We start from the raw sequence: 24,639 nt of genomic DNA, 5'->3' as shown, positions 1-24,639 counted from the left end.
TTTTTGAATAAAGAGCACGGAGACCCTGATGTCCTCTTTTAACGATTTGATCAAGAACATCACCCCGGACATCTACCAGAGCCTGAAACTGGCGGTAGAGATCGGCAAATGGTCCGACGGCGGCAAACTCACCGCCGAGCAGCGCGAGCTGTCGTTGCAGGCGATGATCGCCTGGGAAATGCAGAACCTGCCCGAGGAAGAGCGCACCGGCTACATGGGCCCGCAGGAATGCGCGTCGAAGTCGATCGAAGTGCCGAACATCCTGTTCAAGTCGGACGCCCTCCATTGATCGAGATCGGCCGCGGTGCAATCAGCAAAATGTCGGCGCGCCTGGACGGGCCGAACGTGCAGTACGCGTTTCGTCTGGATGACGTCGAGGTGCCGGTCAACCCGTTGATCGGCAGCACGGTGCGTCTGGAATACCTGGGGGCGATTCACTGCACCCATTGCGGGCGCAGGACCAAGACCAGTTTCAGTCAAGGCTACTGCTATCCGTGCATGACCAAACTCGCCCAGTGCGACATTTGCATCATGAGCCCGGAGCGCTGCCACTTCGAGGCCGGCACCTGCCGTGAGCCGGAGTGGGGCGAGAAGTTCTGCATGACCGACCACATCGTCTACCTGGCCAATTCGTCGGGGATCAAGGTCGGCATCACCCGCGCCACCCAGTTGCCGACCCGCTGGCTCGACCAGGGCGCCAGTCAGGCGCTGCCGATCATGCGCGTTTCGACGCGGCAGCAGTCGGGCTTCGTCGAAGACCTGTTCCGCAGCCAGGTGGCGGACAAGACCAACTGGCGCGCCTTGCTCAAGGGCGACGCGGCGGCGGTGGATCTGGCGCAAGTGCGCGATCAACTGTTCGAAAGCTGCGCCCCGGGTCTGCAAGGTTTGCAGGAGCGATTCGGTCTCCAGGCCATTCAGACCATCGCCGATGTCGAGCCGCTGGAAATCCGTTACCCGGTCGAGCAGTACCCGGCCAAGATCGTCAGCTTCAACCTGGACAAGAACCCGATTGCCGAAGGCACGCTGCTGGGGATCAAGGGCCAGTACCTGATCTTCGACACCGGCGTGATCAACATTCGTAAATACACGGCCTACCAGCTCGCCGTGCATCAATAAGGACTTCAGCATGCGCACCGAACAACCGAAGATGATTTACCTGAAGGACTATCAGGCGCCCGAGTACCTGATCGACGAAACACACCTGACCTTCGAGTTGTTCGAGGACCACAGTCTGGTCCACGCGCAACTGGTGATGCGCCGCAACCCGGCCCGTGGCCCGGGCCTGCCGCCGCTGGTGCTCGATGGTCAGCAGCTGGAACTGCTCTCGGTGACCCTGGCCGACCAGGAACTGAGCGCCGACGATTACCAACTGACCGAGAACCACCTGACCCTGCAACCGGCCAGCGAAACCTTCACGGTGGACACCAGCGTCAGGATCCATCCGGAAACCAACACCGCACTGGAAGGCCTGTACAAGTCCGGCACGATGTTCTGCACCCAGTGCGAGGCCGAAGGCTTCCGCAAGATCACCTATTACCTCGACCGCCCGGACGTGATGAGCAAGTTCACCACCACCGTAGTGGCCGAGCAGCACAGCTATCCGGTGCTCTTGTCCAACGGCAACCCGATCGCCAGCGGCCCCGGCGAAGATGGCCGGCACTGGGCGACCTGGGAAGACCCGTTCATGAAACCGGCGTACCTGTTCGCGCTGGTGGCCGGTGACCTGTGGTGCGTTGAAGACTCCTTCACCACCATGACCAACCGCAATGTGGCGCTGCGCATTTACGTCGAGCCGGAAAACATTGACAAGTGCCAGCACGCCATGAACAGCCTGAAGAAGTCGATGCGCTGGGACGAAGAGGTCTACGGTCGCGAGTACGATCTGGACATCTTCATGATCGTCGCCGTGAACGACTTCAACATGGGCGCGATGGAGAACAAGGGCCTCAACATCTTCAACTCCAGCGCCGTGCTGGCCCGCGCCGAAACCGCCACCGACGCCGCGCACCAGCGGGTCGAAGCGATCGTCGCCCACGAATACTTCCACAACTGGTCGGGCAACCGCGTGACCTGCCGCGACTGGTTCCAGCTGTCGCTCAAGGAAGGCTTCACGGTGTTCCGCGATGCCGGTTTCTCCTCTGACATGAACTCGGCCACGGTCAAGCGCATTCAGGACGTGGCGTACCTGCGTACCCACCAGTTCGCCGAAGATGCAGGTCCGATGGCCCACGCCGTGCGCCCGGACAGCTTCATTGAGATTTCCAACTTCTACACCCTGACCGTGTACGAAAAGGGCTCGGAAGTGGTCGGCATGATCCACACCCTGCTGGGCGCCGAAGGCTTCCGCAAGGGCAGCGACCTGTACTTTGAGCGCCATGACGGCCAGGCCGTGACCTGCGATGACTTCATCAAGGCCATGGAAGATGCCAACGGCGTCGACCTGACCCAGTTCAAGCGCTGGTACAGCCAGGCCGGCACACCGCGTCTGGCGGTGAGCGAGTCTTACGATGCGGCCGCGAAAACCTACAGCCTGACCTTCCGCCAGAGCTGCCCGGAAACCCCGGACAAGGTTGAAAAACTGCCGTTCGTGATCCCGGTCGAACTGGGCCTGCTCGACAGCCAAGGCAACGAGATTGCCCTGCGTCTGGCCGGCGAAGACTCGGCTCAAGGCACCACCCGAGTGATTTCGGTGACCGAAGCCGAGCAGACCTTCACCTTCGTCGACATCGCCGAACAACCGCTGCCGTCCTTGCTGCGTGGCTTCTCGGCGCCGGTGAAACTGAGCTTCCCGTACAACCGCGATCAGCTGATGTTCCTGATGCAGCACGACACCGATGGTTTCAATCGTTGGGATGCCGGCCAGCAACTGTCGGTGCAGGTGCTGCAAGAGTTGATCGGCCAGCAGCAGAAGGGCGAAAGCCTGGTGCTCGACCCACGTCTGGTTTCCGCTTTGCGCACCGTGCTGTCGGACGAAACGCTGGATCAGGCGATGGTCGCGGAAATGCTCTCGCTGCCAAGTGAGGCGTACCTGACCGAAATCAGCGAAATCGCCGATGTGGACGCGATCCACACCGCCCGCGAATTCGCCCGTCAGCAACTGGCGGAAAACCTGTTCGAACCACTGTGGCTGCGTTATCAGGCCAACCGCGACTTGTCGAAGCAAACCCCGTACGTGGCCGAGGCCGATCACTTTGCCCGTCGCGCGTTGCAGAACATCGCGCTGTCGTACCTGATGCTCAGTGGCAAGCCGGAAGTGCTGGCGGCAACGCTGGAACAGTTCGACACCTGCGACAACATGACCGAGCGCCTGACTGCGCTGGCGGTGCTGGTCAACTCGCCGTTCGACGACGAGAAGGCCAAGGCGCTGGCCAGTTTCGCCGAGCACTTCAAGGACAATCCGCTGGTCATGGATCAGTGGTTCAGCGTGCAGGCCGGCAGCACCTTGCCGGGCGGTCTGGAACGCGTGAAGGCGCTGATGCAGCACCCGGCGTTCAACATCAAGAACCCGAACAAGGTGCGCGCGCTGGTCGGTGCGTTCGCCGGACAGAACCTGATCAACTTCCACGCGGCGGATGGCTCGGGTTATCGCTTCCTGGCGGACCTGGTGATTGAGCTGAACGGCTTCAACCCGCAGATCGCTTCGCGTCAACTGGCGCCGTTGACCCGCTGGCGCAAGTATGACGGCGCTCGTCAGGCGCTGATGAAGGCTGAGTTGGAGCGGATTCTGGCTTCGGGGCAGCTGTCCAGCGATGTGTATGAGGTGGTGAGCAAGAGTTTGGCTTGAGGCTGGTTGGTTGGGGGTGGTCTTGAGGTGGTGTTTCAACTTTAGATCCAGCCCTCACCCTAACCCTCTCCCGGAGGGAGAGGGGACTGACCGAGTCGTTCTGTCGAGCTGCATCGACCTGATAGTGCTTTGCCGAATCCATAATCGACTCGATTCTTCAGGTCGATGTATCGCGCAATACACCTCGGTCGGCTCCCTCTCCCTCGGGGCGGTCCGACGTTTCGGGAGGGCTGGGGTGAGGGGGTTGGGTTTCAGCCGCACCACATCACTCACGCCGAATAGAAAAACGCCGCTCGATGAGCGGCGTTCTTTGTGGCTGGATGAAAAGCCCTTATTGCCGCAAATCAAACCGATCCAGATCCATCACCTTCGCCCATGCAGCAACGAAGTCGTTGACGAACTTTTCCTTCGCATCGGAGCTGGCATACACCTCGGCCAGCGCCCGCAGTACGGCGTTGGAACCGAATACCAGATCGACCCGGGTCGCCGTCCATTTCACGCTGCCGGTTTTACGGTCGCGGCCTTCGAACTCGGTTTTCGACGTCGGTTTCCATTCCACGCCCATGTCCAGCAGGTTGCGGAAGAAGTCGTTGGTCAGGGTGCCGGGTTTGTCGGTGAACACGCCGTGTTTCGTTTTACCGACGTTGGTGTCCAGCACGCGCAGGCCGCCGATCAGTACGGTCATTTCCGGGGCGGAAAGGGTCAGCAGTTGCGCCTTGTCGATCAGCAACGCTTCGGCCGGCACCCGGTACGTGTTGGCGGCGTAGTTGCGGAAGCCGTCGGTATGCGGCTCGAGGAAGCCGAATGACTCGACATCGGTTTGCTCCTGAGTTGCATCGGTGCGCCCCGGATTGAACGGCACGGTCACGGTATGCCCGGCGTTTTGCGCCGCTTGCTCGACACCGGCGTTACCGGCCAGCACGATCAGGTCCGCCAGCGAGACTTGCTTGCCTGTCGCCCCGGCGTTGAACTCGTTCTGAATGCCTTCAAGAACTTTCAGCACCTTGTCCAGTTGCTCAGGCTGGTTGGCCTGCCAGAATTTCTGCGGTGCCAGACGCAGACGCCCGCCATTGGCGCCGCCGCGTTTGTCCGAGCCCCGGAAGGTCGATGCGGCCGCCCAAGCGGTGGAAACCAGCTCCGAAACGGACAGCCCCGACGCCAGTACTTTGCCTTTCAACGCCCTGATATCGCTGTCGTCCACCAGTGGATGCGTGGCCACGGGAATCGGGTCTTGCCAAAGCAATTCTTCCTGCGGCAGTTCCGGGCCGAGATAGCGTGACAGCGGGCCCATGTCGCGGTGAATCAGTTTGTACCAGGCGCGGGCGAAGGCATCGGCCAGTTGATCGGGATTGGCCAGGAAGCGCCGCGAAATCTTCTCGTAGGCCGGGTCGAAACGCAGGGCCAGGTCGGAGGTGAGCATGGTCGGGTCGATGCGTTTGTTCGGGTCGTGGGCGTGGGGGATGGTGCCGGCGCCGGCGCCGTTTTTCGGTTTCCACTGATGGGCACCAGCCGGGCTTTTGGTCAGTTCCCACTCGAAGCCGAACAGGTTTTCCAGGTAATTGTTGCTCCACTTGGTCGGGGTGGTGGTCCAGGTCACTTCCAGGCCGCTGGTGATGGTGTCGGCGCCTTTGCCGGTGCCGAAGCTGTTTTTCCAGCCCAGGCCCTGTTCTTCGAGGCCGGCGGCTTCCGGTTCCGGGCCGACGTTATCGGCGGGGCCGGCGCCGTGGGTCTTGCCGAAGGCGTGGCCGCCGGCGATCAGGGCGACGGTTTCCTCGTCGTTCATGGCCATGCGGCCGAAGGTTTCGCGGATATCCTTTGCCGAGGCCACCGGGTCGGGATTGCCTTCGGGGCCCTCCGGGTTCACGTAGATCAGGCCCATCTGCACGGCGGCGAGCGGGTTTTCCAGGTTGCGTTCGCCTTGGTTGGTGCGGCTTTCCTCATTGCCGTGTTCGGCGGGTTCCGCGACCAGTGTGCCTTCGCCCGGCGGCTGCATGGATTCCGGATCCTTGCCGTAGCGGTTGTCGCCGCCCAGCCACTTGTTTTCCGAGCCCCAGTACACGTCTTCATCGGGTTCCCAGACGTCCGCGCGGCCACCGGAGAAACCGAAGGTCTTGAAGCCCATGGATTCCAGCGCGACGTTGCCGGTGAGCACGATCAGGTCGGCCCAGGAAATGTTGCGGCCATATTTCTGCTTGATCGGCCACAGCAGCCGTCGGGCCTTGTCGAGGCTGACGTTGTCTGGCCAGCTGTTGAGCGGGGCGAAGCGTTGCTGGCCGGAGCCGGCGCCACCACGGCCGTCAGCGGTGCGATAGGTGCCGGCGCTGTGCCAGGCCATGCGGATGAAGAGCGGGCCGTAGTGGCCGAAGTCCGCTGGCCACCACTCCTGGGAGTCGGTCATCAGCGCCGTCAGATCGCGTTTGAGGGCCTGGAAATCCAGGCTCTTGAAAGCCTTGGCGTAGTCGAAGTCCTTGCCCATCGGATCGGATGCGGGCGAGTGCTGACTCAGGATTTTCAGGTTCAGTTGATTCGGCCACCAATCGCGGTTCGTCGTGCCACCGCCGGCGGCGTGATTGAACGGGCATTTCGATTCATTTGCCATGTTCGGGATCCTTATCAGGTCTTCTGCGGCCGGCTCGTGCCGACTTCGGACTAGTAAGGCTAGACCCGACTTGGCAAGTCAGCTAATAGGCCGACTATTGGTGCCTGATAGGCGCAGTCTCTTATGCGAAGTGCGGGGAACCTGCAGGGGCAGGGCGCTGAAATGCCCGTGCTTGAGCGCTGGTTTGCATGTGTCTGGGCGAAACGGGATGGTCATTGGAAATGTTATTGTATAACATAAAAATGATTTCATCTGATCGATGCCGGTAATACACCCCTGTGTAGCGCTGGCATCGATCCTCACTTTTCTGCCTGACGGATTCCTGAAATGCCTTCCCGCTTCCACACCTTCCAACCCCGCCTGACGCTCATGGCCTCGGCGCTGCTGATCGCTTCGCCCGCATTCGCCGCCGACCCGCTGGAACTGCAACCGCAAGTCATCACCGGCAATCCGCTGGGCAGTCAGACGCTGGCCTCGCCCTCGACCGTGTTGAGCGGCGACAGCCTGACGCTGCAGCAAAAGGGCAGTCTCGGCGAAACCCTGAACAAGCAGCCGGGCGTGTCGTCGTCCTACTTCGGCCCGGGTGCGAGTCGGCCGATCATTCGCGGGCAGGACGGCGATCGCATTCGCATCCTGCGCAACGGCGTCGGCGCGCTGGACGCGTCGTCGTTGTCCTACGATCACGCAGTGCCGCTGGACCCGGTCAATGTCGAGCGCATCGAAATCGTCCGTGGCCCGGCGGCCTTGCTGTACGGCGGCAGCGCCATCGGCGGGGTGGTCAACACCTTCGACAACCGCATCCCGACCGAAGCCATTGAAGGCATCCACGGTGCCGGCGAGTTGCGCTACGGCGGCGCCGACACCACCCGCAGCAGCGCCGGCAAGCTTGAAGCCGGTAACGGCCAGTTCGCCTTGCACCTGGACGCCAGCGCCCGCGAGTTCAATGACCTGAAAATTCCCGGCTACGCCAAGACCGGCCGTGAACGGGCGAACGACGATGGCGATTCGAAGAAACATCGGCTGGCCAACAGCGATGGTCGTCAGGACGGCGGTGCGGTGGGCGGGTCGTACACCTGGGATGACGGTTACGCGGGGCTGTCGTACAGCAATTACGATTCCAATTACGGCTCGCCGGCCGAAGACGATGTGCGGATTCGCATGGAGCAGGAGCACTACGCGTTCGCTTCGGAAATCCGCAACCTCGACGGCCCGTTCAGCTCGGTTAAGTTCGACGCTGGTTACACCGATTACCAGCACCGGGAAATCGAGGGCGGCGAGGTCGGCACCACGTTCAAGAACAAGGGCTACGAGGCACGGGTCGAGGCCCGGCATCAGCCGCTGGGGCCATTCAACGGGGTGATTGGTGCGCAGGTCAGTCGCAACGAGTTCTCGGCGCTGGGCGAAGAAGCCTTCGTGCCGCACACCGATACCGACGCCGGTGCACTGTTCATTCTCGAAGAGTTGCAAGCCACGGATCGCCTGCTGTTTACCCTCGGCGGACGCCTTGAGCACACCACAGTCGACCCGGACGCCAAAGGCAACGAGCGTTTCGCCAATGCCGATCGCTCCAGCAGTTTCACCGCCGGCAGCCTGTCATCCGGCGCGGTGTACACGCTGACGCCGGTCTGGTCGGTCGCCGCCACGCTGGGCTACACCGAACGCGCGCCGACGTTCTATGAGCTTTACGCCAACGGCGCCCACGTCGCCACCGGCACTTATGAGGTCGGGGACGCGGGGCTGTCGAAAGAGAAAGCCGTCTCCAGCGACCTGGCCCTGCGTTTTGACAACGGCACCCACAAGGGCAGCGTCGGCGTGTTCTATAGCCATTTCTCCAACTACATCGGACTGCTCGGGACAGGGCGCACGCTGAATGACGAAGGGGAGGAGGACGCCGACGGCATCCCCGAATACACCTACTCCGGCGTACGGGCGCGCTTCAGCGGTATCGAAGCGCAGGATCGCTGGACCCTCGGCGAAAACGCCTACGGCAAGTTTGCTCTGGAACTGTCGGGCGATTACACCCGCGCCAAGAACCTCGACAACGGCCAGGACCTGCCGCGCATCGCACCGCTGCGGTTGAACACCGGTCTGTTGTGGGAGCTGGATCGCTGGCAGGCGCGGATCGATGTGGAACACGCCAGTTCCCAGCACCGGGTGCCGGACAATGAAAGCAGCACCGACGGCTACACCACGCTGGGGGCGAATGTGGGTTATCACTTTGATGTTGGCCAGAGCAAATGGCTGGCCTTCGTCAATGCCGAGAACCTGACCAACCAGACCGTGCGTTATGCCAGCTCGATCCTGCGCGATATTGCACCGGCAGAAGGGCGCAGCATTCAGGTCGGACTGCGCACCACGTTCTGATCGGTCACATCGGACAGGCGCCAGCGTCGTTGCGACGCTGGCGTCGACCTCAACTCGATTGAGCGGTGTCTTCTTCCGGGATCTCGTCCAGCAGATCCTGTTGCCCTGGCAGTTCGGTGATCACGCTGAAATCACTGACCTCCACGGCGCCCAGGCCATACCCCAACAAGTGAAACGAGAACGCCTTGCGCGGTTGCGGGTTGTCGAAGCTGAAATCCATCTCCAGCGGCTGATCCGCCGTGGCGACCATCTCGGTCGGCAGGCCCAGTTGCACGTCCTGTTCGAATTCCTTGGCCTTGAGCTGAATGTACGCTGCCTGCTGCGGATCGACCGAACGTACGGTCAGGCGTACGCGGGTGTGGGAGCCTTTAGGCATCTCCAGGTATTGCGCGCCGATCAGGTTGTCGGCCCAGTCGTCCTTGATCTGCGCTTGCAGCGGAATGACGTTGGTGCTGCCGAACTGATAACGCTGGTTCAGCGGGGTACGCAGCAGCGACAGGTCCAGGGCCGAGGCGCGGGCGGCGATGTCCCGGGCATTCTGGCTGCTGGCGTTGCCCTTGAACGTGGCGCTTTCGGCGATGAATCCATTGCTTGCGTAATTGCGGCAGCGGCGCGGCATGTCGCATTCGGTCAGCAGGCCGCGACCGTCGTGGTAACGCAGCTTGCCGTTGGTGAACGACATGATTTCGCGGCCCGAATCGTAATCGCGAAACAGCGAACGGCCGCTGAGGGCGGAAGGCACCGGAAAGTCGAAGTAATCCAGAATCGACGCACTCAGATCGACGTGACCGTAGACCCCGGCGTTCAGGCGCGGCAACTGCGCCTGCTCCGGCGCGAGGGTCAGGTTGAAGCCCCAGGACGACGCGAGGCGGACACCGTCGATGCCGTGGGACTCGTCCGAAGTGATCACCACCAGCGTGTCTTTCAGCACGCCCTGGCGTTCGAGGCCGCTGAGAAACTGCTCCAGCGCATCGTCCAGATAACCGACGGCGGCCTGCTTGGGTGTGTCGTAGCGTTGCAGGTAATCCTCCGGCGCGGAGTAGGGCTGGTGGGTGCCGACGGTTAGCAGCGTGAGCATCCACGGCTGCTTCTGCTTTTTCAGGTCGCCGACGTATTTCAGCGCGCCTTCGAAGAACGCCTTGTCATCCTTGCCCCACGGGAATTCCAGGTAGTTGGCGTTGGTGAACCATTCCAAGCCATGGGTCGCATCGAACCCGATGTGCGGCATGATCTTGTCTTTGGCCATGAACCGCAGCCCTGCGCCTTGCAGGTAGTGAGTGGCAAAACCATGCTGACGCAACTGAGCCGGCAGACAGGCCTGATTGCGTTCGTGCTGGGTCAGCATTTCCACGCCTTTGGGCGTGCCGTTGTCGAGTTTGTCGTAATCGCCGCAGAGCATGGCGTACAGACCGCGAATGGTCTGGTGGGTGTGCAGCACGTAATCCGGGGTGTTCATGCCGCGCTCGGCCCAGCGGCTGAGGTTGGGCATCAGGTCTTCCTGATAATGGCTGCCGATGGCCTGGCGATTGGCGCCGATGTAAGCGCCGGGAATGCCTTCGAGGGCGACGATCAGCACATTGCGCGCCTGGCCCTTGGCCGCCAGCAACGGGTGACCGTTCAGATCGACATCGGTGAGCCCGGCCATCGGTGGAGGCGCGACTTGAGTGTTGCCGTCCAGCCATTCTTCAGCCTGCATCTGCACGTCGGCAACCTGCGCGGCCAGCAGTTGGTGCGGCAGGTTGTACAGACGCCACGGATCGGCATCGCTCGGGTTCAGGTGCTGCGCGCCCCAGTACGCGCAGAACAGCAGCACCGGGGTCGCCCAGGCTGCTTGGGGCAGAGCGCGAACCGGTGTCGCACGTCGAGTCCAATGACTGAGCAGCCACAGGGCCAGGGCCACAAGCAGCGCAACCGCCACGCCGGGATGGGCGAAGCCGCCGCCGGTGGAGTTTTCCACGAACTGCGGGTCGATCAGATAATGCAGGTCCGCCACGGTCGGCAGGCGGCCGACCGCGCTGACCAGTTCCGCGGTCGCCACCGCCAGCAATCCCCAGAACAGCAGCACCGGCAGCGCCAGCCACCAGGGGCGGCGGTGCAACACCACCACCAGCAGACTGCCGATGGCCAGATCCGACAGGTAACCAAACAGGCTCGACCAGCCGAGTGCCGCCCGCAGGCACACCGGCACGATCAGTACCAGAAAAACCAGAGAGAGAAGGCGGGCATCCAGGCACCGCAGCCGTTGAAAAAGAGCGCTCACAAAAAAAGACCTTCCAGCCATTAAACCGTCATAAAAGTGTGGGCGATGATACCAAGCGTCGGCAGTCTGATCGCCTTTTTAAACGGCTGGATGATCCGGTCCCGAAGAGCGCTGTGAACCATCCGCAAGGGGCGGGACCTTGATCGGCGTACGTCCTGGCGGTTTTCCGACCTGAGCGAGGCGCCGGTTTTATTGTTTCAGGCTGTTTAAGCGGCCTTTGATCCGTTCGTGCTGCATTTGCGAACCAGTGCGATTTACAATGCGCGACCCTTGATGGAGTCGTTCGTCGTGGATTTACTCGCGCAACTTCACGCGCAGCTCAGCCGCTGGGTGATCGATCCGGTCACCGAACGGTTCCTTGGCCTGTTCGATTTGAACGGCCGCCTCGGTGTGGTGTTTCTGCTCACGTCCTACGGCGTGGCATACGGCCTTTATCGCCACCGAAAATCCCGGCACCTGACGCAAGCCCGATCCTTCTGGCAATTTGTCGGCGGCGGTCGTGTTCACGGGCATCGTTCGGCCTGGCTGGATTACCGTTATTACTTCATCAAGGCGATTCTTCGGGTGACGCTGGTGTTGCCCGTGGTCGGCCTGGTCGACCCGCATATTCTGCGTTCGGGCGACTACGCACAGTTTTTCACTCAGCTGTGGGGCGCGCGCGAGCAAGTGCCGGATCACCCGATGATCGCGCTGTTCTACGGACTGGGCGTGTTCCTGCTCAGGGACTTTCTGCATTACTGGATTCACCGTGCCTTTCATTCCCGCTATCTGTGGGAGTTCCACAAGGTTCACCATTCGGCGCCGGTGCTGGTGCCGGCCACGGCCAGCCGGATTCACATTGCCGAATCGATCGTTGAACGAATCGTCATCACCGCCGGCCTCGGCGCGTTTGCCGGGGTGGTCTGGTACGCCTGTGGCGGTGAGGTCAGCCGCTACACGCTGTTCGGCGTGACCTGGCTGGTGCTGATCATCAACAGCCTGGGCTCCAATCTGCGCCACAGCCATGTCTGGCTGTCGTTCGGGCCGGCAGTCGAGCATGTGCTCAGCAGCCCGGCCCAGCACCAGATTCACCACAGCGACGCACCGCGCCATTTCAACAAGAATTTCGCGATCAATCTGTCACTCTGGGACTGGCTGTTCGGCACACTTTACGTCACCACTTCAAAGCCCGAAGCCTTGCGCTTCGGCACGGGCGAGCAGGACCGCACGCGTTATCTGACGCTGTACAGCCTGATCGTCACGCCGTTCGTGGACACCGCGAAGCGCCTGTCGTTGAACGCCGACGGTCTTAGAACCCGGTTCAATCAGCGTACGCCTTGAACTTCGGTATCAGCCTGTTCATCAGTTTTTCGAAGCTGGTTTTCCAGTGATATCAATATGCGATAACGGTATTTAAATTTCGTTTTTTATAGCGATAAAGTCCGGCCTCACAGATTTCTCTATAAATCGTTGCGAGGTTGTCATGGCCCTACCGTTCAAACGTTCTGCACTGACGCTGCTGGCGGCCTCGCTGGCCGGCGCGTTGCTCGGCAACACTGCACAAGCCGAAGGCAAGATCAGCATTGCCCAGCAATTCGGTATCGGTTATCTGATTCTGGATGTTGTGCGCGATCAGCAGTTGATCGAGAAACACGGCAAGGCCCTGGGCCTGGACATCAAGGTCGACTGGAACAGCATTTCCGGCGCCACCGCCATGAATGAAGCGCTGCTCACCGGATCGCTGGACGTGGTCTCGGCGGGCGTGCCGCCGATGCTCACCGTGTGGGATCGCACCAAAGGCAAACAGAACGTCAAGGCCATCGCTTCGCTGGGCTCGATGCCCAACTACCTGCTGACCAACAACCCGAACGTCAAAACCCTCAAGGACTTCAGCGACAAGGATCGCATCGCCGTGCCGGCGGCGGGTGTGGGCTTCCAGTCGCGCACGCTGCAAATCGAAACGGCCAAGGAATTCGGCAATGACCAATACAAGAAATTCGACGATATTTCCGTCAGCCTGCCGCACCCGGATGCGACGGCTGCACTGATCGCTGGCGGCTCGGAAATCAACGCGCATTTCTCCAGCCCGCCGTTCCAGTATCAGGCACTGCAGAATCCCAACGTGCATAAAGTGCTGAGCTCCTACGACGTGCTCGGCGGCCAGGCCACGTTCAACGTGCTCTACACCACGGAAAAATTCCACGACGAAAACCCGAAAACCTACAAGGCGTTCTACGACGCGCTGGCCGAGGCCGCGAAAATCATCAAGGCCGACAAGCCTGCGGCGGCTCAGGCCTACATTCGGGTTGAACAGTCAAAGCTGCCGCTGGCGCTGGTCGAGAAAATCGTCACCGATCCGGAAATCGATTTCACCGTGGTGCCGCAGCGCACCTTTATCTATGCAGAGAAATTGCAGGAGCTGGGCGTGCTGAAAAACAAGGCGGACAGCTGGAAGGATTATTTCTTTGAAGAGGCGCATGGTGGGGCGGGGAGTTGAACGGCCGTCATTTCTGAACAACCCGCACGTCCGCCGACCGGGTAAGCGACAAACCCACGTCTATAGTGAGAGGGCTGTGTGAAACCGGTGGCGCACCTCAAGGCTGCGGGGAGAGGCGCCGAGTGAACAATCTGCTGTTATTCATTCAGGAGAACGCCATGAGTCAGATCGAAAAAGTCCTCTACACCGCGAAAACCCACACCACCGGCGGACGTGACGGCGCCTCGCGCAGTTCCGATGGGATCCTCGACGTAAAACTGTCGTCGCCCGGCTCCAGTGGCGGCGGGACCAATCCGGAGCAATTGTTTGCCGCAGGCTGGTCGGCATGTTTCATCGGCGCGATGAAAGCGGTGGCGGGGCAGCAGAAAATCAGCCTGCCAGCGGACCTGGCGGTGGATGCCGAAGTGGACCTGGGTACCAACTCGGGAGGGTATCTCCTGCAGGCGCGACTGAATGTAAGCCTGCCGGGTATGGAGCGCGGTGCGGCGCAGCAGTTGGTGGATGCGGCGCATCAGGTGTGCCCGTACTCCAAGGCCACGCGCAACAATATCGAGGTCGAATTGAAACTGGTCTGACATCCGGATGCAAAAGGGGCGGCATGATCATCGATCATGCCGCCCCTTTTGTTTTTTGAGGCCGTAAATCTGTCAGTCAGCGATCAATGCATCTTGCTGTGATCGTGGCCTTCCATGGTCAGCGCCTTGACCGGCGCTTTCACTTCCACGGTTTCCTTTTCGCCCTTGGCGTTTTCGATAGTCAGGGTCAGCGGGACGCTGTCGCCTTCCTTCAGTTGAGCGGTCAGGCCCATCAGCATCACGTGGTAGCCATTCGGATCGAAGTTGACGGCTTTGCCCGCCGGCAGGTCGACCGATTTCACCGGGCCCATGCTCATCACGTCGTTTTTCATGGTCATCTCATGAATCTGCACGTCCTTGGCCGCCGGCGAGGCAACGCTGAGCAGCTTGCTGTCGCTGTCGGCGGTGACGGTCATGAACGCGCCGCTGGCCGACTGGTTCGGCACGGTCGCACGCACCCAGGCGTCGTCGACCCTGGTCTGCGCCGATACCTGGAAAGCCAGGCCCAGCAGGGACAGGCCCAGTGCGGCACGTTTGATGTGGTTCAGAAAAGGGTTCATCAGCAGACCTCCATGACGGTAAGCAAATCTTCCGTGCACTCTTGTGCAGAAAGCGATTGAGACAGGCCCACACGCAACGTGCCCCGGGTGTCGTAGACATAGCTGGTGGCGGTGTGGGAAAGGGTATAGGTGTCGCCGGCCGGGACTTTTTCGTAGAAAACGTCGAATTCCTTGGCGGTGGCCTTGGTTTCTTCGAGGGTGCCGTACAGCGCGACGAAGCTCGGGTCGAAGGTCTTGACGTAGGCGTCGAGGATTTCCGGGGTGTCGCGTTCCGGGTCGAGGGTGATGAACACCACTTGCAGGATGTCGCCGTCCTTGCCCATCAGCTTCTTGATTTTCGCGGCGCGGGCCAGCGTCGTCGGGCAGATCGCCGGGCACTGGGTGAAGCCGAAGAAGATCATCGGCATCAGGCCGCGAAAGCTCGACAGCGTCACGGTGTTGCCTTCGGTGTCCTTGAGCTTGAAGGTGCGTCCGAGGATCTTGTCGCTCAGATCCTTGCCGTACTTGTACGACAGTTCGCCGCGGGTGTCGCAGCCGGCGAGCAGGCCGAGACCGAGTACGCCCATTCCCGCAAGCACCTTGCGGCGAGTCAACAAAGCCGTCATTTCATACCGCCCTTTGGAGCCCGCCGGTCGGCAGGACAGGCGGGCGGGTTAACCGTAAAAGCGGCGCATGATACCAAAATGATCCGGCAGGTCGGTTTTTGATCACCTGTCAATGTCGGAACAGGCGACAAAAGGTGTAAGAAAAAATGACTCAAGGCGATGGTGGAAGCGGCTCGACCGGGCTCCAGCCACCACCCAGCGCGGTGTACAGGTTCACTTGCGCAACCAGTTGCGCCAACCGGTCGGTAATCAGCCCTTGCTGGGAACTGAACAGCGAACGCTGGGCATCGAGGAACGTCAGGCTGCTGTCGACGCCGCTTCGATAGCGGTGCTGCGCCATGTCGTAGTAGTCCTGGGTCGCCTGCACCAGATCGCGTTGGGCCTGGAGTTGCTGTTCGTAGGTCTGGCGCGCCGCGAGGCCGTCGGACACTTCCTGGAATGCCGTCTGAATGGTCTTTTCGTACTCGGCGACGCTGATGTCTTTTTGCAGCTTCGCGTAGTCCAGGCTGGCGCGCAGACTGCCGGCGTTGAAGATCGGCAGGTTGATCTGCGGCTGGAACGTCCAGGCCCCGGAGCCGCCCTTGAACAGCCCGGACAGGTCGCGGCTGGACGTCCCGGCATTGGCGGTCAGGCTGACACTCGGGAAAAACGCCGCCCGCGCCGCGCCGATGTTGGCATTGGCAGCGCGCAGCTTGTATTCGGCCTGGAGAATGTCCGGCCGACGTTGCAGCAGATCGGACGGCAACCCGGCCGGCACGGATGCCACCAGGTCACTGTCCAGCGGACGCGCCGGAAGGTGCTCGGGCACCGGCGCGCCTACCAGCAGCGTCAGGCTGTTCAAGTCCTGGGCGACTTGACGCTGATAGCGGGCCAGGCTTGCGCGGGTGCTGTCGACGCTGGTCTGCGCCTGAATCTGGTCCAGCGCCGAGGATTTGCCGGCCTCGCGGTTGCGGGTGGTCAGGTGCAGGCTTCGTTCGTCGGCGGCCAGCGTTTCCCGGGCCAGCACCAGCAACTCCTGATCGGCGCGCCAGGTCAGGTAAGCGTTGGCGACATTGGCCACCAGACTCAATTGCGCACTGCGCCGGGCCTCTTCGGTGGACAGCCAGGTCAGCAGCGCCTGCTCGCTGAGGCTGCGCACCCGGCCGAAGAAGTCCAGTTCATAGGCGCTGATGCCCAGATTCACCGAGTAGGTCGAGGTGATCGCCGCTTGGGTTCGGGTCACGCTGGACGGCACCCGCTGACGCAGTTGGTTGGCATTGGCCGAGACCGCCGGCAGCAGATCGGCGCGCTGGATGCGGTACTGCGCCTGAAACGCCTCGACATTCAGCGCGGCCACCCGCAGATCACGGTTGTTGACCAGCGCGCTTTCAATCAATTGCTGCAACGCCGGGTCATTGAACAGCGCGCGCCAGTCTTCCACCCGGGGCGTGACCGGGGATTGCGCGGCATACGCCGGACCTTGCGGATACTGCGCAGCGCTCGGCGATGCCGGTCGCTGGTAATCGGGAATCAGTGAGCAACCGCCCAGCAGCAGCGCAGCGGACAGCAGGGAAATCGGCAATCTGAACATCAAACAGCCTCGTTCACGAATGAGAGCGGACGCCGGGCGCCCGGAATGAGAAAAATGCCGGATCAGGCCCCGGCCATCCATTTCGCCAGACCGTGTCGCCCGCTGACCCCGAGCTTGGCGGCCGCACGTTTGAGGTAGGTCTCTATCGAGCTGTTCTTGACCCGCAACTTTTCCGCCATCTGCGGCACGGTGCCGCCGGTCAGCAGGCCCAGACAGACCTCTTTCTCACGCACCGACAAGGTGATGTCACCCAACGCCAGGCGTTCGTCGAACACCTGTTGCAACGGCGTCTGGGGTTGATCGGCTTGTGGCGCGCGGGGTTGGCGGGCGATGGCTTGTCGACTGATGTGCGCGTGGCGCTCGATCAAGGGCAACAGGGTGTCGGACAGGCGCTTGAGAAACGACAGCTCTGGCAGGGAAAACACCCGATGCGTGTGGGGACGGTAGAACGAAATGACGCAACGGCGGTTGGACGTGCGGGACACCAGATTGCATTGGTGGACGCTGTGGTGCGGGTGTCGATGCTGGAGCGAGGCTTTCAATTGAATCAATAGCGAGTCGTTCATCTCGATCATCTGTTGCAGCAGCGGGTGGTCGTCCGGGTGCTGCGACGGGGCTGGGGGCGGGAAGGTGTCCGGCAAACCGGCGCTGCCCAATGCCCTGATCTCGACCACACTGGACTCCCGTTCGTCCAGGGTCCACTCACTGAGATCGACGCGATTGACCGGAACGAGGTTGTCGACCAGCTGGAACATGTTGGTGGCAAAACGCTCGTTGCCGGTGCTGGCGATCAGTTCTCCCAGTTGCCAGTAAAAGTGCGGATTTTCCATGTTGCGAAGACTGCCGGTCAGGTTCATATCCTTGTCATCCTTGATTTAGAGCCATTGCCGAATCGTCTGCCGTGCATGCACCCGTGAAACGCCCACCCAGTTGTTTCTCCTGAAAATCGATCTGGAACGGGATTTAAGCCTATGCATTTGTCCTACGTCTGTAGGGGAAAACAGGGACACAAAGTGCCACCATTTCCGAAAAAATGGCGTCACGTTTCTGTCAGATCAATGTGTACGGACTCGTAGTCTATGACTGTACGATCTAGTACGAACCCCGGATTCCGGGGCTCGGACCGCGGTGCCCCGCCATTGCGGGGCACTAACGGGTAGTCGAGTGTGGCGATTGTCCTACAGGATTTTCAGTCATTTCTTTCCGAACTTTTAGGGGATTAGCTGACTTCTCAGGCCCTGTTGGTTCGCACAACTGTACAAAGTGGGGAGTGCTGTCCGGGTTTTACGTGTCACGCGGATTTCGGGGCCGATGCTTGAATACGCGCCAAATCACGTGAGATGGATCTTATGAACCAATTTGCTGCCGATGCGGCGGACGGTCTGTCCGCGATTTCCGAGGCCTTTCCGCTGACTGCCGCCCAGCGCGACATCTGGCTTGATCAACTGCGTCAGGGGAACTCGCCGATGTACAACATCGGTGGCTATGTCGAACTGACCGGGCCGCTGGATCCGGCGCTGATGCAGGCGGCGCTTGAAGGGCTCGTGGCCCGGCATGACGCGATGCGCACCAGCCTGCTGCCGGGGGCCGGCGAGGATGGGCTGCCGTTGCAACGTTTTGCCCGGTCCATGCCGGTGCCGATGCCGGTACACGATTTACGCAGCCATCCCGATCCATACGCCGCAGCGCGCCAACTGACGCAGGAAAATATCGAGCAACTGTTTACGCTGGATGGCGGGCCGTTGTTCCGGTTTCGTCTGCTCTGGCTCGATGACGACCGTCATTGGCTGTCACTCCAGGCCCACCACCTGATCGTCGATGGCTGGGGTTTCGGCGAGATGCTCAAATCCCTCGACGAGATCTACAACGCGCTGGCGCTCGGGCAATTGCCGCCCGATTCGGCGCCGTCCTATGTCGATTTCATCCGTGACGATGCGCGGTATTTTCAGTCCGACCGTTACGCCCGTGACCGGGCGTATTGGCTGGACAAATACCAACATCGGCCCGAGCCTCTGTTGCTGCCGCGTTATCAAGAGCGCTTTGCCAGTGCTGCGGCACCGACCCGGATTTTCTCGCAAGTGTTTCCGGCGCGTTTGCACGAGCGCATGACGCACGTGGCCCGAGAATACGGCGCATCGGCATTTCATGTGCTGCTGGCAGCGATCCATGTGTATTTCAGCCGCAGCGCCCAGCGTGACGAATGGGTGGTGGGCGTGCCGCTGCTCAACCGCTCCGGCGCCCGGTTCAAATCGACCCTGGGGCTGTTCACCCAGGTCAGCGCGGTGCGCATGGGGTTTGGCCGCGAGTTGTCATTCAAGACGCTGGTCAAGGCGATTCACGACGAGTTGAAAAAAGACTTTCGCCACCAGCGTTTTCCCTTGAGCGAAATGAACCGTGCCCTCGGCTTGCTGCGCGAGGATCGCTCGCAGTTGTTCGAAGTGACCGTGTCCTATGAGCGCGATGCGCATGAATACCGCTACGGCGAGGCGCAGGGGCGGGTGGTCAAAGTGTCGAACCACGAAGAGGGCACGCCGTTGTCGGTGCACCTGCTGAGCAGCCGTGGTGACTACGAGGACAGTTTGTACATGGTGTACAACGAGGCCTACTTTGACGCCGATGAAATCGCGGCGCTGAGCGGGCGCTTGCTGTGGGTGCTGGAGCAGGGGCTTGAAGACCCGGCGCTGATGGTGGGTGATTTCAGCCTGAGCCTGCCGGCCGAATCGGCGCTCTTGCAGCAGTGGAACGACACACGCGCGCAATACCCTCAAAACCAGACCATCCACCAGCGCATCGAAGCGCAAGTGGCGACACGCCCGGATGCGGTAGCGGTCGAACTTCAGGGACAGCGGCTGACCTATGCCGAGCTGAACCGACAGGCCAACGCCCTGGCCCATCATTTGATCGGGCTTGGCGTACGACCCGACGCCCGCGTGGCGCTGGTCGCGCGCCGAGGACTGGACACGCTGGTCGCGCTGCTGGCGATTCTCAAGTCCGGCGCCGGTTATGTGCCGGTCGATCCGGCTCATCCTGCGGAACGGCTGAGCTATTTATTGCGCGACAGTGCTCCGGTCGTGGTCCTGACCCAGCACGATCTGCGCGAACGTTTGCCGATGCTCGACGTGCCGGTGATTGAAATCGACACGCGCGGCTGGCCGATCAACGATCTCAACCCTGACGTTTCGGGTCTGACCACTGCACATCTGGCCTACGTGATCTACACCTCCGGCTCCACCGGCCAGCCCAAGGGTGTGATGGTCGAGCATCACACGCTATCGAATCTGGTCGACTGGCATTGCACGGCCTTCGACCTGAGCGCCGGTTGCCACACGTCAAGCCTCGCCGGCTTCGGTTTCGACGCCATGGCCTGGGAGGTCTGGCCGGCGTTGTGTACCGGGGCGACTTTGCACCTGGCGCCGTCTCGTGACGGCGGCGAAGACATCGACGCGCTGCTCGACTGGTGGCGTGCGCAACCGCTGGACGTGAGTTTCCTGCCGACCCCGATTGCCGAGTACGCTTTCAGTCGTCACCTCGAACACCCGACCTTGCGCACACTGCTGATCGGCGGCGATCGCCTGCGCCAGTTCAATCGCCAGCAGACGTTCGCGGTGATCAATAACTATGGCCCGACCGAAGCCACAGTCGTCGCTACCTCGGGGCGAATCGAACCGGGCCGGACGCTGCACATCGGCAAACCCGTGAGCAATGCCACGGCCTATCTGCTGGATGACCGACAACGCCCGGTGCCGATTGGCGTGGCCGGTGAACTGTACGTCGGAGGCGCCGGGGTGGCGCGGGGTTACTTCAACCGGCCGGAGCTGACCGCCGAACGCTTTCTCGACGATCCTTTCAGCCGCCAGCCCAACGCCCGGATGTACCGCACCGGCGACCTCGCACGCTGGCGCCCGGACGGCACCCTCGAGTACCTGGGCCGCAACGACGATCAGGTGAAAATCCGTGGCGTGCGCATCGAGCCCGGTGAAATCGAAGCCGCGTTGAGCAGCCACGAATCGGTGCGCGATGCGGTGGTGCAGGTGCGCGACGGGCAATTGCTGGCCTGGTTCACCGAACGCCAGCCACTGGATATCACGCAGCTGCATGCTCACCTCAAGACCCGTCTGCCCAGCGCGATGCTGCCATCGGCCTATGTGCGTTTGACGGCGCTGCCGCTGACGGCCAACGGCAAACTGGATCGCCAGGCGTTGCCGGCGCCGGGGCCGGAGGCGTTGATCCGCCGCGAATATGAAGCCCCGCAAGGCGACGTCGAAATTCTCCTGGCGCAGATCTGGGCCGAGGTGCTGCAAGTCGAGCGGGTGGGGCGTCACGATCACTTCTTCGAGCTGGGCGGGCATTCGTTGCTGGCGGTCAACCTGATCGAACGCATGCGCCAGCTCGGCATGAGCAGCGATGTGCGCGTGCTGTTCGGCCAGCCGACATTGGCGGCACTGGCCGCGTCGGTGGGCAGTGGCCGCGAGGTCGAAGTGCCGGCCAACCGTATTCCGCCAGGTTGCACGCAGATCACCCCGGATCTGTTGCCGTTGGTAGAACTGGATCAGGCCACCCTCGACCGGATCATCGCCACGGTGCCGGGTGGGGCGGCCAACGTGCAGGACATTTATCCGCTGGCGCCGTTGCAGGAAGGCATCCTTTATCACCACATCACGGCCGCGCAGGGCGATCCGTACCTGCTGCAGTCGCAGCTGGCGTTCGACAGCGTCGAGCGGGTCGAGGCCTATGCGGCGGCGCTGCGTCAGGTCATGGCGCGCCACGATATTCTGCGCACTGCGGTGGTCTGGGAAGGTTTGACCACTCCGGTGCAGGTGGTCTGGCGCGAAGCCGAGTTGCCGGTGCAGGAAATCAATCTTGATCCGGCCGAGGGCGATGTCCTCGCGCAACTGCATGAGCGCTTCGATGCCCGGCGGTATCGCATCGATGTCAGTCAGGCGCCGCTGATCCGGCTGATGTATGCGCGCGATCCGGCCCTCGGGCGGATCGTGGCGATTCTGTTATTCCATCACCTGGCGCTGGATCACATCGCGCTGGAAGTCCTGCGCCATGAAATGCGCGCCAATTTGCTTGGGCAGGGCGAACCGCTGCCGCCAGCGGTGCCGTATCGCAATTACGTGGCCCAGACCCGATTCGGTGTCAGCGAGCAGGAACACGAAGCGTTCTTCCGCGAGATGCTCGCCGACATCGACGAGCCGACCTTGCCGTTCGGCTTGCAGGATGTGCAGGGCGACGGTCGCGGCATCGATGAAGCCGTACGCACGCTTGCGCCGGAACTGGATCGGCGTTTGCGTGTTCAGGCGCGGCAGGCCGGCGTCAGCGTGGCCAGCCTGATTCACCTGGCTTGGGCCCAGGTGCTGGCGGCGACCTCGGGGCAGGGACATGTGGTGTTTGGCAGCGTTTTTATGGGCCGGATGCAAGGCGGCGAGGGCGCGGATCGGGCGCTCGGGGTGTTCATCAACACCTTGCCATTGCGGGTGGACATGGACCGAGGCGCGCGCGATGCGGTGCTGCTCACCCACGCCCGACTGACCGACTTGCTCGGGCACGAACATGCGTCTCTGGCGCTGGCCCAGCGTTGCAGCGGCGTTGCGTCACCGGCGCCGCTGTTCAGTGCGTTGCTCAACTATCGGCACACCGAACTTGAGGCGCAGGAAGCGGCGTCGGACCAAGCCTGGCAAGGCATTCAGACCCTGGAGAACGAAGAACGCACCAACTACCCGCTGACCCTGAGCGTCGATGATTTGGGCAGCGCCTTACAGATCACCACGCGAACCCTGATGAGCATCGGTGCGCAGCGCATCGGCGACTACGTGCAAAGCGCGTTGCAGGCACTGGTCGATGCCCTTGAGCAAACCCCGCAACAGCCGCTGAATCGCTTGCCGATCCTGCCGGCGGCGGAGCTTGAGCAACTGCTGGTCGAGTTCAATGCCAGCGAAGTCGATTGTCCGCTTGATCAGCCGCTTCAGGTGTTGTTCGAGCAACAAGTACAGCGCAGACCCGACGCCATCGCATTGCAGGCTGGCGAGCAACAACTGACCTATCGCCAGCTGAACGAACAGGCCAACCGTCTGGCGCATCATCTACGCGAGCACGGCGTGCAACCCGATTTGCGGGTGGCGATCTGTGTCGAACGCAGCCTGGATCTGGTGATCGGCTTGCTCGGCATTCTCAAAGCGGGCGGTGCGTATGTGCCACTGGATCCGGACTATCCGCTGGAACGCCTGCATTACATGCTGCAGGACAGCGCCCCGGTGGCGGTGCTGGTGCATGACGCCACCCGCAATCTGTTGGGCGATCCGGGTGTGCCGGTCATCGATTTCGACCGCTGCACCTGGCAGGGCGCATCGACTGAAAACCTGCAAGTACCGGGTTTGAGCGCTTCAAACCTGGCCTACATGATCTACACCTCGGGCTCCAGCGGCACGCCGAAGGGCGTGATGATCGAGCACCGAAGCGCCTGCAACATGGTGCACTGGGGCTCGCAGATCAGCCCGCCGACCGAGCACGGCGCGCTGTTGCAGAAGGCGCCGTTCAGCTTCGACAGTTCGGTGTGGGAGATTTTCTGGCCGCTGTGTTCCGGCCTGCGGCTGGTACTGGCGCGTCCCGACGGCAACCGCGATTCGGCCTATGTGACCCAGGTGATTCGCGAACGGCAGATCACCGTGGTCAAGTTCGTGCCGGCGCTGCTGCAACAGTTCATCGAACAGGACGATGTCAGCCAGTGCACCAGCCTGACCGACGTGCTCAACGGTGGCGGTGAGCTGACCGCCGCACTGGCCCGGCGCGTCCGCGAGCGCCTGCCGTGGGTGCGTCTGCACAATGTCTATGGCCCGACCGAAACCACCGTCGACAGCACCGGCTGGACGCTGGAGCCGGGTCAACCGGTGCCGGAGGCCGTGGTGCCGATCGGCAAGGCGCTGAGTAACACCCGGCTCTACGTTTTGGACGCCCACGATCAAGCGGTGCCATTCGGTGTCAGCGGCCACCTGCACATCGGCGGGGTCGGGGTCGCGCGGGGTTATCTGGGACTGCCGGACATGCAGGCCGAGCGCTTCATCGACAGCCCGTTCGTGGCCGGTGATCGCCTGTACCGCACCGGCGATCTGGTGCGCTACCGGGCGGACGGCAACCTCGAATTCCTCGGCCGCAATGACTTCCAGATCAAGCTGCGCGGCTTGCGTCTGGAGCCGGGGGAAATCGAAGCACGGCTGATCGAGCATCCCGCCGTGCGTGAAGCGGTGGTGCTGGTGCGGGACGAGCGACTGGTGGCGTATTTCACCGTGCGCGAAGGCTTCGACGCGCCTCCCATCGAAACCTTGCGCGCCCATGTGCTTGAGCGTTTGCCGGAGTACATGGCGCCGGGCGCTTACGTGAAACTCGACGCATTGCCCCTGACCCCCAACGACAAGGTCGACCGCAAAGCCTTGCCGGCACCGGGGGCTGAGGCGGTGCTCAGTCGCCGCTACGAGGCGCCCGAGGGCGAAGTCGAAATCCGGCTGGCGCAGATCTGGGCCGAAGTGCTGCAACTGGAGCAGGTCGGGCGCAACGATCACTTCTTTGAACTCGGCGGGCATTCGTTGCTGGCGGTCAGTCTGGTGGCGCGCATGCGTCAGGCCGGGCTGCACGTCGATGCGCGAACGCTGTTCAGTCAGCCGACCCTGGCTGCGCTGGCGGCGCAGACCTCGGCACAGGCAAAACAGCTGGAAGTACCGAAAACCACCATTCCGACGCTCAACCACAAACGCCGGCTCTGAGCCGACACCGGCGTCGATTCGCGGTTCCCGCGGATCGGCGCCATGACTGGTCGGTCACGGGTCTTGTCCCCGCTTCCCATGTCAGA

At 62.0% G+C, this 24,639-nt stretch carries 14 protein-coding genes; 8 read left to right on the top strand and 6 right to left on the bottom strand.

Annotated features, from left to right (window positions below; all coding sequences use genetic code 11):
* Window positions 1-28: 28 nt before the first annotated feature.
* The 3 genes from CAF80_RS19530 to pepN are packed head-to-tail and all read left to right on the top strand — an operon-like array spanning window position 29 to window position 3,784.
* Window positions 29-289 (top strand): YeaC family protein, encoded by a 261-nt coding sequence (locus tag CAF80_RS19530; RefSeq protein WP_011333626.1) that lies wholly within the window; start codon window positions 29-31, stop codon window positions 287-289.
* On the top strand, window positions 286-1,116 hold the full coding sequence (locus CAF80_RS19525) for a DUF2797 domain-containing protein (RefSeq protein WP_039770790.1): 831 nt from the start codon (window positions 286-288) through the stop codon (window positions 1,114-1,116). Before CAF80_RS19530 ends, CAF80_RS19525 begins: the two co-directional genes overlap by 4 nt.
* 10 nt (window positions 1,117-1,126) lie before the next feature.
* Window positions 1,127-3,784, top strand: a complete 2,658-nt coding sequence (gene pepN / locus CAF80_RS19520; RefSeq protein ID WP_085667799.1) for an aminopeptidase N — start codon at window positions 1,127-1,129, stop codon at window positions 3,782-3,784.
* 331 nt (window positions 3,785-4,115) lie between these two features.
* Here the strand turns inward: pepN and katG are convergent, their stop codons facing one another.
* On the bottom strand, window positions 4,116-6,383 hold the full coding sequence (gene katG / locus CAF80_RS19515) for a catalase/peroxidase HPI (protein ID WP_085667798.1): 2,268 nt from the start codon (window positions 6,381-6,383) through the stop codon (window positions 4,116-4,118).
* Between the two features lie 327 nt (window positions 6,384-6,710).
* Between katG and CAF80_RS19510 the strand changes: the two genes are divergently transcribed.
* Window positions 6,711-8,747 carry a TonB-dependent receptor gene (locus CAF80_RS19510; RefSeq protein ID WP_085667797.1) on the top strand — a complete coding sequence of 679 codons (2,037 nt, stop codon included), beginning with the start codon at window positions 6,711-6,713 and terminating at the stop codon, window positions 8,745-8,747.
* A gap of 49 nt (window positions 8,748-8,796) precedes the next feature.
* Here the strand turns inward: CAF80_RS19510 and CAF80_RS19505 are convergent, their stop codons facing one another.
* On the bottom strand, window positions 8,797-11,007 hold the full coding sequence (locus CAF80_RS19505; RefSeq protein WP_085667796.1) for an LTA synthase family protein: 2,211 nt from the start codon (window positions 11,005-11,007) through the stop codon (window positions 8,797-8,799).
* 288 nt (window positions 11,008-11,295) lie between these two features.
* Between CAF80_RS19505 and CAF80_RS19500 the strand changes: the two genes are divergently transcribed.
* The 3 genes from CAF80_RS19500 (at window position 11,296) to CAF80_RS19490 (ending at window position 14,058) form a co-directional block, all read left to right on the top strand.
* The gene (locus CAF80_RS19500; RefSeq protein WP_085667914.1) at window positions 11,296-12,327 is read left to right on the top strand and encodes a sterol desaturase family protein; all 1,032 of its coding nucleotides are present in this window, start codon (window positions 11,296-11,298) and stop codon (window positions 12,325-12,327) included.
* Window positions 12,328-12,469: 142 nt separating this feature from the next.
* A complete protein-coding gene (locus CAF80_RS19495; protein ID WP_074687870.1) occupies window positions 12,470-13,483 on the top strand; it encodes an ABC transporter substrate-binding protein in 1,014 nt (337 codons plus the stop codon).
* 158 nt (window positions 13,484-13,641) lie between these two features.
* Window positions 13,642-14,058, top strand: coding sequence for an organic hydroperoxide resistance protein (locus CAF80_RS19490; protein WP_007956881.1), 417 nt, complete (start codon window positions 13,642-13,644; stop codon window positions 14,056-14,058).
* An 83-nt stretch (window positions 14,059-14,141) separates the two neighbouring features.
* On the opposite strand, the gene CAF80_RS19485 is transcribed toward CAF80_RS19490, so the two are convergent.
* The 4 genes from CAF80_RS19485 to CAF80_RS19470 form a co-directional block, all read right to left on the bottom strand.
* The gene (locus CAF80_RS19485) at window positions 14,142-14,618 is read right to left on the bottom strand and encodes a copper chaperone PCu(A)C (protein ID WP_074687871.1); all 477 of its coding nucleotides are present in this window, start codon (window positions 14,616-14,618) and stop codon (window positions 14,142-14,144) included.
* Window positions 14,618-15,223 (bottom strand): SCO family protein, encoded by a 606-nt coding sequence (locus CAF80_RS19480; protein ID WP_039770777.1) that lies wholly within the window; start codon window positions 15,221-15,223, stop codon window positions 14,618-14,620. Before CAF80_RS19480 ends, CAF80_RS19485 begins: the two co-directional genes overlap by 1 nt.
* 151 nt (window positions 15,224-15,374) lie before the next feature.
* Window positions 15,375-16,793, bottom strand: a complete 1,419-nt coding sequence (adeC, locus tag CAF80_RS19475) for an AdeC/AdeK/OprM family multidrug efflux complex outer membrane factor (protein WP_074687872.1) — start codon at window positions 16,791-16,793, stop codon at window positions 15,375-15,377.
* Between the two features lie 62 nt (window positions 16,794-16,855).
* Window positions 16,856-17,650, bottom strand: a complete 795-nt coding sequence (locus CAF80_RS19470; protein WP_074687873.1) for a helix-turn-helix transcriptional regulator — start codon at window positions 17,648-17,650, stop codon at window positions 16,856-16,858.
* Window positions 17,651-18,142: 492 nt separating this feature from the next.
* Between CAF80_RS19470 and CAF80_RS19465 the strand changes: the two genes are divergently transcribed.
* Window positions 18,143-24,553: a non-ribosomal peptide synthetase gene (locus tag CAF80_RS19465; RefSeq protein ID WP_085667795.1), complete on the top strand. Its 6,411-nt coding sequence runs from the start codon at window positions 18,143-18,145 to the stop codon at window positions 24,551-24,553.
* Window positions 24,554-24,639: the final 86 nt, after the last annotated feature.

The organism is Pseudomonas sp. B34(2017) (assembly GCF_002112915.1).
In the GTDB taxonomy this organism is placed as follows: Bacteria; Pseudomonadota; Gammaproteobacteria; order Pseudomonadales; family Pseudomonadaceae; genus Aquipseudomonas; species Aquipseudomonas pharyngis.
Note: the sequence above shows the minus strand (reverse complement) of the source record. Positions and strands in the feature narration are given on the sequence as shown.

Excerpts from the sequence above, each read along its gene's own strand:
- CAF80_RS19510 (WP_085667797.1), top strand. The coding sequence starts at position 6,711 with ATGCCTTCCCGCTTCCACACCTTCCAACCCCGCCTGACGCTCATGGCC.
- CAF80_RS19490 (WP_007956881.1), top strand. The coding sequence starts at position 13,642 with ATGAGTCAGATCGAAAAAGTCCTCTACACCGCGAAAACCCACACCACC.
- katG (WP_085667798.1), bottom strand. The coding sequence starts at position 6,383 with ATGGCAAATGAATCGAAATGCCCGTTCAATCACGCCGCCGGCGGTGGC.
- CAF80_RS19470 (WP_074687873.1), bottom strand. The coding sequence starts at position 17,650 with ATGAACCTGACCGGCAGTCTTCGCAACATGGAAAATCCGCACTTTTAC.
- adeC (WP_074687872.1), bottom strand. The coding sequence starts at position 16,793 with ATGTTCAGATTGCCGATTTCCCTGCTGTCCGCTGCGCTGCTGCTGGGC.
- CAF80_RS19495 (WP_074687870.1), top strand. The coding sequence starts at position 12,470 with ATGGCCCTACCGTTCAAACGTTCTGCACTGACGCTGCTGGCGGCCTCG.
- CAF80_RS19530 (WP_011333626.1), top strand. The coding sequence starts at position 29 with ATGTCCTCTTTTAACGATTTGATCAAGAACATCACCCCGGACATCTAC.
- CAF80_RS19485 (WP_074687871.1), bottom strand. The coding sequence starts at position 14,618 with ATGAACCCTTTTCTGAACCACATCAAACGTGCCGCACTGGGCCTGTCC.
- CAF80_RS19465 (WP_085667795.1), top strand. The coding sequence starts at position 18,143 with ATGAACCAATTTGCTGCCGATGCGGCGGACGGTCTGTCCGCGATTTCC.
- pepN (WP_085667799.1), top strand. The coding sequence starts at position 1,127 with ATGCGCACCGAACAACCGAAGATGATTTACCTGAAGGACTATCAGGCG.
- CAF80_RS19480 (WP_039770777.1), bottom strand. The coding sequence starts at position 15,223 with ATGACGGCTTTGTTGACTCGCCGCAAGGTGCTTGCGGGAATGGGCGTA.